We start from the raw sequence: 14,101 nt of genomic DNA, 5'->3' as shown, positions 1-14,101 counted from the left end.
TTTCAAAAATTATGCCGCAAGCCCAGAACCACGGAAACCTGCCGATCCGTATCCGAATTCACCACGTTCGGAATCTGCGCCAGGTTCTCACTCGCCCCGGTCACCGGATCAACCCCTAACCCGGCACCAGAAGACTTCTGCCCAATCGCCACAGCATAAACGGCAGTCCGCTTCGACAAGCTATACACCGCGCCGAGATTGATCTGATGCACGCGGGTCGAGCCACTTCCACTCGGCTTAACATCGTTGAAAATATAAGCCAGCCCAAGCTGCAAATCCGGCGCGAGCGCATAGGTGGTGTTCAACTCGGCGATATCGAATGAAACATCAGCGCCAGCAGGCCGCGCCGCGCTCGCAAAGTACTGACTCTGCGACAGCCGCGTATGCGTATAAGTCACCGCTACATTCGCCTTGCCGAATGAATACGAGCCCCCTGCCCCAAATATCCGCACCTTGCTTGCATCCTGCAACAGACAATAGGACGCGTCCGCGTTCGCACAACTGAAGTCACCGATATACCCACTCGTGCCCCCCAGCGCCGCCTGCAATGGCTGATTCAATTCCAGATACCCCGCGCTCAACGACAACGGCCCCTGCGCGTAATTCGCCGCCAACGCCCAGCCCTTGTTCTGCGAAAAATTCCCCGCCACGCCGCCCAGGCTGAACAATCCCCCAACCGTCAATCCACCAAAACTCGGACTGATGTACTTGATCGAATTGTTGAAGTTGAACGCCTCGTTCAGATTGTCGACGTCGCCGAAATGCGAACCGTACAGCGTCGCCCAATTATTGCTCGACGCATACGCACCCATGTAATCCGAGAACGGATCGTATTGACGGCCGAACGTCAGCGCGCCATACGTGGCGTTATTCAAACCGACCCACGCATTGCGATTGAACAGCGTATTCGATTGCAGCATCGCGCCGCTGCCGATCAGAAAACTGTTCTCCAACGCGAAGTTGACCGTCGTGCCGCCGCCGATGTCCTCCGTACCCATCAAGCCCCAGCGCGACGGCACCAGATTGCCGCCCCCGAGTTGATAGTTCGCATGTCCGTTGGTGCTGCCGTTGGCGAGCGTCGTCTGCTGGTTGCTTGTGTAGATGAGGCCGGCGTCGACCGTGCCGTAAAGCGTCACCGAAGATTGCGCGTGCGCGCCCATCGAAAGGCCGAACGCGGCCAGCGCAAGCGCCGAGCGCTTGACGAAAGTGTCTGCCATGATTGTCTTGTCGAGAAGTGAGGTAGGTGGTTGTCGCGCGGTTGGCGCGATTCGCGCGGTTCGCTCTTACTGGCCGAAGCGTGCGTAAATATCCGGGCGTTTCTTGCGCAGGATGAGACCGATCAGCACGCCGACCAGCGCCACCGTGAACACGATCCAGGGAAACGATTTGACGATCGGACTATCGGAGCCGCTGAGCGCGTCGAGGTTGCGCACCAGAATCACGCCGATATACAACAGGCCCAAACCACCCACCAGCGGCGCGACCAACGAATGCCACACGCGCGTGTCCTTACGCGTCTTGTGGAAGTACGCGATCACCGAAAAACTCGTCACCGCCTGCAACATCACAATGCCGATCGTGCCGAGCGCCGAACTCCAGCTAAACACGATGTTGAACACGTCGCTGCCCGCAGCGATAAAGAGGCCGAGCAGCACGCACACGGAGAGCGTCTGCAGATAGCTCGCCATATACGGCGACCGATATTTTTCATGCACACGGTTGAGGACTTGCGGCAGGATGCCTTCAAGACTCAGCGCGTGGATATAACGCACCAGCGTGTTATGAAACGACAACAGGCTCGCGAAGATACTGCTGAGCAGCAGGAAGCTCATCACCGTCGTCACTGCGCCGCCCAGATATTTGCCGGACTGAATGAACCAGAAATCGCCGGGTTGTTTCGTCGCGACCGAGACCACATCGGCGAGGCCGTACGCACAAACAATGGTCCACGTGACGAAGGCGAAGAACACGAGAATCAGCATCACGGATACATACGTGGCGCGCGGCACCGTCACCTTCGGATCGCGACATTCCTTACCGTATATCGCGGTCGCTTCGAAGCCGATGAACGAGGCAAAGGCGAACATCACCGCAATGCCGAGGTGGCCGCTGAACACATGCTGCGGTGTGAACGGCGCGAGCGTGAGGCCGTTCGGTCCGCCGCCATGCACGACGATCGCGATGGCGAGCACCAGCAGAATGCCCAGTTCGAGGCACATCAGCACGCCGAGCAGGCGGCTATTCAGATCGATACCGCGAATGCCGGTGAATTGCACCACGGCCACGCAGATCAGCGAATACCCGTACCAGGGCAACGCGGTATGCAAGAGCGGCGAGAGGATCACCGTGCAGAAGAAACCAAACAGTCCGTACAGCGCGATCTGGATGAAGGTGTACGACATCAGCGCGACGAGCGCGCCAGCCATGCCCAACGGCCGCCCGAGTCCGGCGGTGATGTACGCGTAAAACGCACCGGCGCGCACCACATGCCGGCTCATCGACGCAAAGCCCACGCTAAAAATCAGCAGCACCACGCCGGCAATCACGAACGCGCCCGGAATGCCCGCGCCGTTGCCCAGACTGATCGCGGGCGGAACCGCGCCGAGCATGCCGGTCAGCGGCGCGGCCGCCGAAATCACCAGGAACACGATCTGCCATAAGCCCAGCGTATTGCCTTTTAATTCCACGGGGTTCTCCGCGTCGACCGCTCGGGTCGGAGAATAGGGTTCACTCATCGCTGCCTCTGTTGTGTTGGCTAGTCTGGGACTCGCCTGAACCCTGCACTGCTGATCCAGACGCTCGCTTGACCGATCTCCGATGCTTCGGTGTGAGCGCATGGTAGGTAGCTAAAAAATAAAGCGACTTCGCGAACCGCGCCAAATTTTCGATAATTTGCGCCAATGCGGGGAAGCCCGAATACGGCCGTTTGCGGCAAATATTTAGGAACCTGAACTATTTCCATACGATACTTTCAGGTTGAAAGAAAATGCGACCACGTCACGCCTTATTTTTCTTCCAGCTACGCGTGGCGCGCCACAAGACAGTGGCATCCGCATAACCGACGGCGCGTGCGATCGCGGCATTGGTGAGTTCTTCCCGTTCGAGCAGGCCTTCGACGCTGCGCTGCCGTTCCTCACGCACGATCTGCCGCACAGAAGTGCCCTCTTGCGCGAGGTGCCGTTGCAACGAGCGATGCGAGAGACCGAGATCCTTCGCAATGTCGGCGACGATCAGCTTTTCGTGCGCGAGCCGCCGCGTCACCAGATCGCGAACCTGCTCGGCAATGCTGTGCGGCATCGCATCCCGCGCGATCAGATCGGTGGCGTGGCGCTCCATCATGCGCGCCATTTGCGAGTCGGCGCTTTTTAGCGAAGCGTCGAGATCCTGCGGTCGCAGAATCAAGCCATTGAAAGGCTGCTGAAAGCGCACCGGCACGCGAAAGATGCGCGCATACGGTTTGAGATCGGCGGGCGCGGCATGTTCGAAATGCACTTCGACCGGATTCCACGCCGCGCCGCGCACGAGGCGCACCATGTGGCACATGGTCGAGAGGCTGTATTCCGCATCCTGCCGGCGCGGCCAGATTTGCGGACTAGCGATCTGGTAGGTCCAGATCGGCCACTCGTCGTCGCGCAGCAATTCGCAGGTCGTGGTGTTTTGCCACGACGCTAGCGCGAGCACGAACTTGCGCATGGCCGCGTTCAAAGTGGGCGATGAAAGAAACACCAGACCCGCCGGCCCGAGTTCCGTCAACTGCAATTCACTGCCTAAGCGCAGGCCGAGCGCGGACTCGCCAAGTACCTCGGCGGCACGCTCGAACGCCGCTACGTAGCGCGTAAGCGGCAGAATTTCATACGGATTCGACAGGAGCTTGCGGCTCATCCCGAACTCCTCCAGCAGCGCGTCGCATTGCGCGCCGGATGCATCGAGTGCGCGCACAACCGGCCCCATGACCGCGGCGCGGATCATCGGGAAACTGCCGTTGAGCGTGACTTTTTTCATGCTGAGCGTCTCCTCTCCAGTCTTCGCTGATGGTTGCTCGAGTCAGTGCTCTTGGCGCACTTTATCGTTCATTTGGCGCGATACGCAAGCGCGAAAATATTATTGGGTTCCTACGATTTGCCATCGACTCAGCGTTCGCCGCGCCTCAATGACTTCGCGAGCACGCTGTCCGGTCCAGCAACTCCTTACGGGAATCTTATGAACACGAATGCCACGAAAGCCGCTCACGCCCCCGTTCATCCGCTCGATCCGCTGAGCGGCGCAGAAATGCAGCTTGCGTGCGATCTCGTGAAAGCCGCGGAAAAACTCGACTCGCACGCACGTTTTCCGATGGTCGAATTGCGCGAGCCGCCGAAAGCCGACGTGGTGGCATTCAAGACCGGTGAATATTTTTCGCGCACGGCCTTCGTGCTCGCAATCGATCGTACGAATGGCGCGACGATCGAATTCGAGGTGGACCTGAGAGAAAAGAAAATCGCCGCGCGCCGTGTGATGCCGTTCGGCGAGGCGCCGTACGGTCAGCCGCCGATCATGATCGACGACTTCATGAACGCGGAACAGATCGTCAAGAGCGACGAAGCATGGCGCGTGGCCGTCATGAAGCGCGGCCTCAGCGAAAAAGATCTGGAACGCGTCCAGGTCGATCCGTTCTCGGCAGGCTGCTTCGATCGCGAGAACGAAAACGGCCGGCGTCTCGTGCGTTGCGTGAGCTACTACCGCGAAACGTTGACCGACAACGGCTATGCGCACCCAATTGAAGGCGTGATGGCCGTGGTCGATCTGCTGGAAAAGAAAGTGATCGAACTGGTGGACGACGGCCGCATCATTCCGATTCCGCGCGCCAGGCACAACTACGACACACCGAGTCTCGGCGAGCCGCGCAGCACGCTCAAGCCGCTGTCGATCAACCAGCCCGACGGCCCGAGCTTCACGATCGACGGCTGGCACGTGAACTGGCAGAACTGGAACTTCCGCGTCGGCTTCACGCCGCGCGAAGGGCTGGTGCTGCATCAACTGTCGTGGGACGACGGCAAGAGCACGCGCCCGATCATCTACCGTGCGAGCGTCACGGAAATGTGCGTGCCCTACTCCGACCCGACCACCAACCACTACTGGAAAAGCGCGTTCGACGCGGGCGAATACGGTCTCGGCAAACTGGCGAATCAGCTCGAACTCGGTTGCGATTGCCTCGGCACGATCCGCTATTTCGACATTCCGTCCGCGGACGATTTCGGCAATCCGTTCGTGATGAAGAACGCCGTCTGCATGCACGAAGAAGACTACGGCACGCTGTGGAAGCACTATGAATTCCGCACCGGCGTGTTCGAAATGCGCCGCTCGCGACGCCTCGTGATTTCCTTCTTCGCCACAGTCGGCAACTACGACTACGGCTTCTACTGGTACCTGTATCAGGACGGCACGATTCAACTCGAATGCAAGCTGACCGGCATTGTGCAAACGTCGGCGGTGGCCGATGGCGACACCTATCCGTGGGGCGGCATGATCACCGAGAACCTCGGCGGCCCGACTCACCAGCACTTCTTCAACGCTCGCATGCACATGATGGTGGACGGCGAGCGCAACACGGTGACCGAACACGAATTCGTGCCACGTCCCATGGGCGAGAACAATCCGTACGGCAATGTGTTCGACACGACCAAACGCGTGTTGAAAACGGAAAGCGAAGCGGCACGTAGCGCGAACGGCAGCACGGGACGCTACTGGAAGGTCAGCAACCCGAACGTGAAGAATGCCGTGGGTGCGAATCCGGGCTACAAACTGGTCGTGAACGACTCGCCGCTGATGCTGGCCGACGAACGTTCGAAGGTGCGTCAGCGCGGCGGCTTCGCCACGCGTCACGTGTGGGTCACGCCGTTCGATCCGGCTGAGCGCTATGCGAGCGGCGATTATCCGAATCAGCATTCGGGCGGCGACGGCCTGCCGCGCTATATCGAGGCAAACCGCAACATCGAGAACGAAGATGTCGTGCTGTGGCATAGCTTCGGCCACACGCATGTATGCAAGCCCGAGGACTTCCCGGTCATGCCGGTGGAGTACGCCGGCTTCATGCTCAAGCCGAACAACTTCTTCTCGGCCAACCCGACGATGGACTTGCCGGCCGAGCGTGATCCGAACAGCGTCGAAGACGGCAAGTCCACGGATCATGGCTGCTGCAAGCACTGATCCGGTTATGCCTCGTGCACGGCACGCCGCTCTGGCGCGCAGGCTGTGCGCGAGTGCGGCATGCGTGTGCCTCGCGGGCGGCGGCGCTGCGCTGTTGCTGCAGGCCGGCCTCGGCCGGCACGCCACCGCGTTATGGATGAGCGCACTGATGCTGGCGGCCATGATGAGCGTGCCGCTGCTGTCGCGTTCATCGGGTCGAACCACGATGCTGGCGAGCGCCGCAACGCTCATCGTGACGATCAGCGCAATGAACAGCGTGCCGGCGTATTTGAATGGTTCGGCGCACGGCATCGCAATTGCCGTGCTGATGATCGCGACGGGCGTCGGCATGTTGCTCAATCGGCCGCGCGCCAGCGCCGAATCGCGTCACGATGTGGATCGCGGCAGCACGCACGACTCTGCCCCGGTCAAGGCGGCGACTCCTTCAAGTGCAACGGCTCTCCTCGCCTTGCTCGCGGGACTATCGAGCGGCAGTCTCGCCCGTTTCCAGCTCTTTGCGATTTGCGGCGTCAGCGGCGCACGGCCGTTCTGGCAAATCGCGCTTACGCTTGCCGCCGTCTGCGCGCTGGCATTGATCGCCGATCGCTCGCGCGGCAATCGCATGCTGATGGCGTTGTACATCGCGCGTGCGGTGCTAATCGGCGCGCTCGCGGCGAACGACAATCCCGCGCTCGCGCCGGTCGCGGCCGCGATCTTTCTGATTCTCGACTGCCTGACGATTCCGGCGCTCGTCAACTTGCGCGGCAACTCGACCAGCGTATTGAGCGCGAGCTGCCCCGGCGTCGCGCATCACGTCGGCATGGTGTTAGGCGCGGCGTTGTCGACCACGCCCTATTTTTTCGGCGATGGATTCGTCGTGCTGTACGCGTTAAGCGCGACGGCCAACGTGATCTGCGCCGCGTCGTTAGCCACGCATTGGCGCGCAAGGCAACACGTCCACCCGCACCTGAACCCATACCGCCGTCAGACGAACCCTTCCGGCTAGCGCCACGGCCACTCAACCTCAACGGAGACGAACCACCATGACGGAACACAAGCTAGCGGCCACATTGCCGCACACCATGTTCATCAACGGCGAAAAAACCGGCAGCGCCGCGGGCAAAACCTTTCCGGTCTTCAACCCGGCCACCGCTGAAGAAATCGCACAGATCCCTGACGCATCGGAAGCGGATATCGATCACGCGGTCAGAACCTCGAAGGCAGCCTTCGAATCCGACGCCTGGCGCAGAATGCCGCCGGCCGTCCGCGAGGGCCTGCTGCTGAAACTCGCCGACCTCGTCGAGCGGCATAGCGACGAACTCGCCACGCTGGAAACGCTGAATCAAGGCAAGCTGATCGGCTTCTCGAAGATGCTGGAAGTGGCCGGCAGCGTCCAATGGCTGCGTTATATGGCCGGCTGGGCGACCAAGATCGAAGGCACCACGTTCGATCTGTCGATTCCGTTCCCGCCGGGCACGCGCTACAACGCGTCGACCAGACGCGTGCCGGCCGGCGTGGTCGCCGCGATCGTCCCGTGGAATTTTCCGCTACTGATGGCGGTATGGAAAATTGCCCCGGCGCTGGCCTGCGGCTGCACCGTGGTGCTGAAACCCGCTGAAGAAACGCCGCTGACGGCCATCCGTCTCGCCGAACTGGCGCACGAAGCGGGTTTCCCTGCCGGCGTATTCAACGTGGTAACGGGGCGGGGCGAAACCGCCGGCGCGGCGCTCGTGCGGCATCCGCTGGTGAACAAGGTCACGTTCACGGGATCGACCGAGGTCGGGCGCATCATCGGCCGTCAATGCGCGGACGATCTGAAGCGCGCGTCGCTCGAACTGGGCGGCAAGAGCCCGGTGATCGTGCTCGACGATTGCGACCCGCGCAAGGCGATCGAAGGTGCGGCCGGCGCGATTTTCTTCAACCACGGCCAGGTTTGCACGGCGGGCTCGCGCCTGTATGTCGCGCGCTCCATTTACGACGAAGTCGTGCAAGGCATTGCCGCCATCGCCGACGGCATCACGCTCGGCTCCGGTTTCGACGCGGCGACGCAGATGGGCCCGATGGTCTCCGCGCGGCACCGCGACAAAGTGGCCGGCATGATCGCGCAGGGCAAGGACGAAGGCGGCGAGATCCTGTCGCGTGATACGCGCGTGGAGCGCCAGGGCTACTTCGTGCGCCCGACGGTGATCGCCAATCGCGCCTGCAAGCCGCTTTCCGTCGTCAAGGAAGAGGTGTTCGGCCCGGTGCTGGTCGCCATGCCTTACGACGACCTCGACGAAGTGCTGGCTCAGGCGAACGCCTCCGAGTACGGTCTCGGCGCGAGCGTCTGGACCAACCAGCTCGACAAGGCGCTGCGGCTCGTGGACGGCATCGAGGCCGGAACGGTGTGGGTCAACACGCACAACATGGTCGACCCGGCCATGCCGTTCGGTGGCTTCAAGGCGTCGGGCATCGGCCGCGAACACGGCAAGTCGATCATCGACTCCTATACGGAAAGCAAGTCGGTCTGTATTGCTTATTGACGCTGCAACGCCTGCGCGGCGCATCATGGGCGAGGCGCCGCGCAGGCAAACCAGTAAAATACCGGGACATCGCGCCACCGCGCCTTACCTCCCGGTCGAACATCTTGAAACGCAAAATGCCCGCGCTGAATGCGCTGAAAGCCTTCGAAGTCGCCGGCCGCACGGGCAGCTTCACCCGCGCCGCGGAACTGCTCAACGTCACGCAAAGCGCGGTCAGCCGGCAAGTCCGGCAACTCGAAGCGCAACTGGGCGAGACGCTCCTGCAGCGTCACCATCACCACCTGGAACTATCGGCCGCTGGCCGCATTCTTCTGCAAGCGCTGCAGCAATCCTTCGACCGTATCGAACTCACGGTTCGCGGCTTGCAGGAGAAGACCCATCGTAATCGCCTGCGCATCAATGCGCCGCCCACCTTCACGAGCCGCTGGCTGATGCCGCGTCTTGGCCGCTTGCGTGATGCGCATCCGCAACTCGAACTGAGTCTGTCGACCCGTGTCGACGACAACCTCGCGGAATCCGGCGTGCTCGACTGTGCGATCCGTTTTGGCAATGGCGAGTGGGAAGGGGTCGAAAACCGTCTGTTGATGAGCGAGCGGCATATCGCGGTCTGTTCGCCCGCCTTGCTCGCACGCCAGGCGGGTAGCGCGGCAATCGACTTGAATCAGTTCACGCTGTTGCATGTGCTGGCGAGCGCCGATCAGCGCTACCTCACCTGGCAGCACTGGCTGAAGGCGGCGGGGATTGAGAATGTGGATACGCGCGGCGGTTATGAGTTCGATCTGCTCGATCACGCGATTCGCGCGGCAATCGACGGGCTCGGCGTGACCATCGCCGACCGTCACATGATCGCTCGCGAACTGGCCGAAGGCCAGCTCGTGCAGGTGTTGAACGTGCACGTGGACGGGCACCAGTCGTACTGGTTCGTCACACGCGCGGAACAGGACGAACTGCCGCACGTCGCGTTGTTCCGCGATTGGCTGCAACAGGAAATCTGGTTGAGCGGACGGGCGCTCGATGCGTCGGAATCGGCGCCCCTGAGCGACGCGGGTTGAAGCGCGCGTTACCGCATCAAGCCGCCGCAGCCATCTCCGCGGTCACAGGCCGATACGCAACTTCGCTAGCGGCGTCTTCGAGAATCATGTCGGCGCCCTTCTCCGCCACCATCATGGTCGGCGCATTGATATTGCCCGACGTGATGTTCGGAAAGATCGACGCATCCACCACGCGCAAGCCGCCAATGCCGTGCACCCGCAACCGCGCATCCACCACCGAGGTGCGCGGATCGTCGCCCATCGCGCACGAACCGCACAGGTGATAGATCGAACCCGATTGCTCGCGGAAGTACTGCAGGAAAGCTTCACGCGTATTCACCCGCGGCCCCGGCGAGATTTCCTCGACCGTGACCGCCTTCAATGCCGGCGATGCCATTACCTTGCGCACCAGTTCGCAGCCCTGAATCACTTCGTCGATGTCCTTCTCCGTGGTCAGCGCGTTGATGCGGATCTTCGCGGCGTCTTCGGCGCGATTCGACGCGATCTCGATCGAACCGCGGCTCGTCGGCCGGCACGGATTGAACGCCAGCAGAAAGCCCGAGTACGGTTCCGGTTCGAGATTCGCCTTGTTGCTCTTCGGAATTCGGTACGACAACGGATTGAAATACAACTGCAGGTTCGGCTGCGCTTGCTGATCGTTGCCTTTGAAGAAGCCGCCCGACTGGTTCACGCTCATCGCGAGCGGTCCCTTGCGCGTCAGCAGATATTGCAGCCCGAGCTTGAGCTTGCCGAGCAGCGGCCGCATCTCGTCGTTCAGCGTCTTCATGTTCGCGCGATAGTAGAAGCTCACGCACAAATGGTCTTGCAGATTCTGGCCCACGGCGGGCAGTTCCTTGACCATCGCGATGCGATGCTGCGCCAGCAATGCGCTGTCGCCCACGCCGGAGAGTTGCAGCAGCTTCGGCGAATCGACCGCGCCGGCCGACAGGATCACTTCGCGCGCCGCCATGAATTGCCGCGTGGTGCCGTTCTGCGTCACGCTCACGCCGATCGCGCGTTGGTTGCCGTCGAATAGAACGCGGCTTGCCAGCACGTCGCGCTCGACGGTGAGGTTCTTGCGCGACAGCACCGGATGCAGATACTCGAAGCTGCTCGACGAGCGCTGACCGTTGCGCGTATTCACGTCGTAGATGCCGGCGCCTTCGAATTGCGCGCCATTGAAGTCGTCGCTGCGCTGATAGCCGGCTTGATCGCAGCCTTTCAGAAACACGTGGCAGATCGGATGCACCGCGTCTTTCATCGGCGAGATGCGGATCGGGCCGTCGGCGCCGTGATAGTCCGTGTTGCCGAGCGGATGCGATTCGAGCTTGCGGAAGTACGGCAGCACGTCGCGAAACGCCCAGCCCGTGTTGCCGGCGGCGGCCCAATCGTCGAAATCGTGCGGCTGGCCGCGCACGTAGATCATCGCATTGATCGAGCCCGAGCCGCCCTGCACCTTGCCGCGCGGGCAATAGATCGGCCGGTTGTCGAGTTCCTTTTCCGGCTCGCTGTAGTACATCCAGTTGTAGGTTTCGTTGTAGTACGTCTTGGTGAAACCCACCGGAATCTTGAACCAGAACGAGCTGTCCTTGCCGCCCGCTTCGAGCAGCAGCACCGAATATTGGCCCGACGCCGACAGGCGATTGGCGAGAATGCAGCCCGCCGAACCCGCGCCGACGATGATGTAATCGTAGTTCATGCTCTATATCGCCAGACGGCGCTCAATCCATTGAAACGTAGTGGTGAAACCCGCCAGATGCAAGGCGCACTCAACCCTTGGCCGGCGCGAGGTCCTTCACGTCGGCCGGTTGTGCCGCCATCTGCAGATGCAGACGCTCGCCGGTGTACGGCGTGTGCTGCCTGACGACCTCCATGTTCAACTCGACGCCGAGACCCGGTTCCTGCGACGGAATGATGTAGCCGTCTTCCCATTGAATCGGCTTCTTCAACACGGCCGCATGAAAACCGTCCCACGTGCCGATGCTTTCCTGAATCAGGAAGTTCGGCGTGCACGTCGCGAGCTGAATGCTGGCCGCCGCGCCGATCGGCCCGTTGTACAGATGCGGCGCGATCTGCGCGTAATACACCTCGGCCAGGGTCGCGACTTTCTTCGCTTCGAGCAGGCCGCCCACGCGCGCTACGTTCAATTGCAGAATCGACGCGGCGCCCGCTTCGAGCAGCTTGAAGAATTCGTACTTGGTGGTGAGGCGCTCGCCGGCGGCAATCGGAATGCTGGTGTGCTTAGCGACCTGCGCCATCGCGCTTTCCTGGCCCGGCGGCACCGGCTCTTCGAACCACAGCGGATCGTACTTTTCGAGGCGTTTCGCGAGTCGGATCGCCGACGAAGGCACCATCTGCCCATGTGTGCCGAACAGCAGATCCGCCTTGCTGCCCACTGCTTCGCGCACGCGCCGGCAGAAGGTTTCGCAACGGTCCAGCACTTCCATCGACAGTTGATGGCCCGAGTACGCCGTGTACGGTCCGGCCGGATCGAACTTCACCGCGGTGAAGCCGCGCTTGACGTTTTCAAGCGCGCATTCGGCGGCCAGATCGGGATCGTCGTAGTCGTATTCGCCGCGGCTGTTCTTCGGATACAGATACGTGTACGAACGCAGGCGCTGATTCACCATGCCGCCAAGCAACTCATACACCGGCCTATTAGCCGCCTTGCCGATGATGTCCCAGCATGCCATTTCCAGGCCGCTGACCACGCCCATCATCGTCAGATCGGGGCGTTGCGTGAAACCGCTCGAATACGCTTCGCGCCAGAGCCGCTCGATGTGATGCGGGTCCTTGTCGAGCAGATAGCGGCCGAATACGTCGTCGATGATGGGGGTCATCGCTTTCGGATGGAAGGTCGCCGAATAGATTTCGCCGACGCCTTCAATCCCGCAATCGGTCTTGAGCTTGACGAAGATCCAGTACATGCCGCCCACGTGCGGCGGCGGTACGGCGACGATATGCGTTTCGAGCGAGACGACTTTCATTTACGCACCTTCTTTTCTATTGAGCATGTTTCTCAGCGCGAGCCCGGCAAAACCGCCGAGCGCCGCCATGACGGCCACATAGCCGAAGTAGAGCTGATAGCCGAAGACGCCCGGGAACGTCTGCGTCAAATAGCCGTTGATAAGCGGCAGGAACACGTCCGGCGAATAACCGAGCACCGAGATCAGGCCGATCGCGAGGCCCATCGTGGCAACCGGAATGTTGCAGCGGTCCAGCAGCGACCAGTACAGGCCGCGAATCGCGTAAGTCAGAATGCCGATGAACAGCACGAGGAACACCAGCAGCACGTGGCTCGAAATACGCGGCGCCGCCATCAGGCCCAACAGCGACAGCGCGGCGAGAAAGAGCGCGATCACGAGCACCGACACCTTCGAATAGCGATCGCCGAGAAAGCCGCCGCCGATGCCGCCGATCGGCCGCATCCACAGCTTGAGCGTGGTGATCGTGCCGGCCATCACGACCGTCAGGCCGATCTCGCCCTCATGCAGATACGCGGAGAAACTGTAGGTCGCCCAGAACACCTGGTAGCCGCAGAACACGATGGCGGCGACCAGCCACAGTTCGGGAATCTTCGCGAGCGTCTTCAGATCGACCAGCACGTTGTTGCGTTGGCGCGCGGCGCGATTGGCGGCCGCGTCTTCGGTGCCCTGCGGATCCTTGACGAGCGCGAGCACGACGCCGAGCGCGATGCAAAGAAACGCGTACAGGTAGATCACCAGCTTGAAACCGGCCGCGACCGGTTCGCCTTTGGTCTGCGTCATCCATGCGAACAGCGTGATCGCGATGGTCGCGAGCATGGCTTCGATCAAACCGCGTCCGCCGTCGAGCAGGCCGAAGAAACGGCCCTGCTCATGCGTGCCGGCAATCATGGTCACGCGTTTGATGACCGCGGCCCAGAACGTCAAACCGGTCGACAGACCCCAGCCGCCGAAGATCATCATCAGCATCGGAAACGATGGCGCGGTGGAATACCACAACCCGAGCAGACCGGTGGCGATCAACGAAAAACAGATCAGTAAACGCGGCGCGATGCGGTCCGCGAGCCAGCCGCTCGGCAGATAACTCAACAGAAAAATCGTGCCCAGCGACGAATACAGATAGCCGAGTTGGCTATCGGTGATGTGGAAGACTTCGAGCATCGTCGGCTGATACACCTGCCGCAGATACAGAATTGGGTAGATTGCGCCGGCTGCGATCACCAGCAGGATGAGCTGGATATAACGCTGCGTCTTGTTGCTTTGCAGGGCGGGCTGCTCGTCGCCTAAAGCGAGCGAAGCGTCGGTTCGAACGGGTTGGGATGACACGTGAGCGCTCCTCAGAGACACAGCGCCAGCCCTTCGGGCTGCCCGGTCTCCAATATGTTTTGTTATGGACTGG

Annotated in this window: 10 protein-coding genes; 4 read left to right on the top strand and 6 right to left on the bottom strand. The window is 61.4% G+C overall.

Translation table 11 applies throughout. The features are described from left to right. Window positions 1–2: 2 nt before the first annotated feature. The 3 genes from HF916_RS37810 to HF916_RS37800 form a co-directional block, all read right to left on the bottom strand. Complete coding sequence (locus HF916_RS37810) at window positions 3–1,217, bottom strand: porin (RefSeq protein WP_168793852.1); 1,215 nt, start codon at window positions 1,215–1,217, stop codon at window positions 3–5. Window positions 1,218–1,283: 66 nt separating this feature from the next. Next, on the bottom strand, window positions 1,284–2,735 hold the full coding sequence (locus tag HF916_RS37805) for an APC family permease (protein WP_206002044.1): 1,452 nt from the start codon (window positions 2,733–2,735) through the stop codon (window positions 1,284–1,286). A gap of 262 nt (window positions 2,736–2,997) precedes the next feature. Continuing rightward, on the bottom strand, window positions 2,998–4,002 hold the full coding sequence (locus tag HF916_RS37800) for an AraC family transcriptional regulator (protein WP_168793851.1): 1,005 nt from the start codon (window positions 4,000–4,002) through the stop codon (window positions 2,998–3,000). A 198-nt stretch (window positions 4,003–4,200) separates the two neighbouring features. Between HF916_RS37800 and HF916_RS37795 the strand changes: the two genes are divergently transcribed. The 4 genes from HF916_RS37795 to HF916_RS37780 all read left to right on the top strand — a co-directional run bounded on the left by HF916_RS37795 (window position 4,201) and on the right by HF916_RS37780 (window position 9,739). After that, entirely contained in the window at window positions 4,201–6,186 is a 1,986-nt protein-coding gene (locus tag HF916_RS37795) for a primary-amine oxidase (RefSeq protein ID WP_168793850.1), read from the top strand. A 7-nt stretch (window positions 6,187–6,193) separates the two neighbouring features. Further along, window positions 6,194–7,171: a hypothetical protein gene (locus HF916_RS37790; protein WP_168793849.1), complete on the top strand. Its 978-nt coding sequence runs from the start codon at window positions 6,194–6,196 to the stop codon at window positions 7,169–7,171. A gap of 37 nt (window positions 7,172–7,208) precedes the next feature. Beyond that, complete coding sequence (styD, locus tag HF916_RS37785) at window positions 7,209–8,687, top strand: phenylacetaldehyde dehydrogenase StyD (RefSeq protein WP_168793848.1); 1,479 nt, start codon at window positions 7,209–7,211, stop codon at window positions 8,685–8,687. 116 nt (window positions 8,688–8,803) lie between these two features. Beyond that, window positions 8,804–9,739, top strand: a complete 936-nt coding sequence (locus HF916_RS37780; RefSeq protein WP_168793847.1) for a LysR substrate-binding domain-containing protein — start codon at window positions 8,804–8,806, stop codon at window positions 9,737–9,739. A 16-nt stretch (window positions 9,740–9,755) separates the two neighbouring features. Here HF916_RS37780 and HF916_RS37775 read toward each other — a convergent pair whose 3' ends face one another. The 3 genes from HF916_RS37775 to HF916_RS37765 form a co-directional block, all read right to left on the bottom strand. Continuing rightward, window positions 9,756–11,417: a GMC family oxidoreductase gene (locus tag HF916_RS37775; protein ID WP_168793846.1), complete on the bottom strand. Its 1,662-nt coding sequence runs from the start codon at window positions 11,415–11,417 to the stop codon at window positions 9,756–9,758. Between the two features lie 70 nt (window positions 11,418–11,487). Beyond that, complete coding sequence (locus tag HF916_RS37770) at window positions 11,488–12,705, bottom strand: mandelate racemase/muconate lactonizing enzyme family protein (RefSeq protein WP_168793845.1); 1,218 nt, start codon at window positions 12,703–12,705, stop codon at window positions 11,488–11,490. Then, window positions 12,706–14,028 (bottom strand): MFS transporter, encoded by a 1,323-nt coding sequence (locus tag HF916_RS37765; RefSeq protein ID WP_168793844.1) that lies wholly within the window; start codon window positions 14,026–14,028, stop codon window positions 12,706–12,708. It abuts the gene before it with no gap. Between the last annotated feature and the right edge of the window lie 73 nt (window positions 14,029–14,101).

Origin of the sequence: Paraburkholderia aromaticivorans (assembly GCF_012689525.1) — a bacterium.
GTDB lineage: Bacteria > Pseudomonadota > Gammaproteobacteria > Burkholderiales > Burkholderiaceae > Paraburkholderia > Paraburkholderia aromaticivorans_A.
This window is presented reverse-complemented; position numbering and strand designations above follow the sequence as displayed.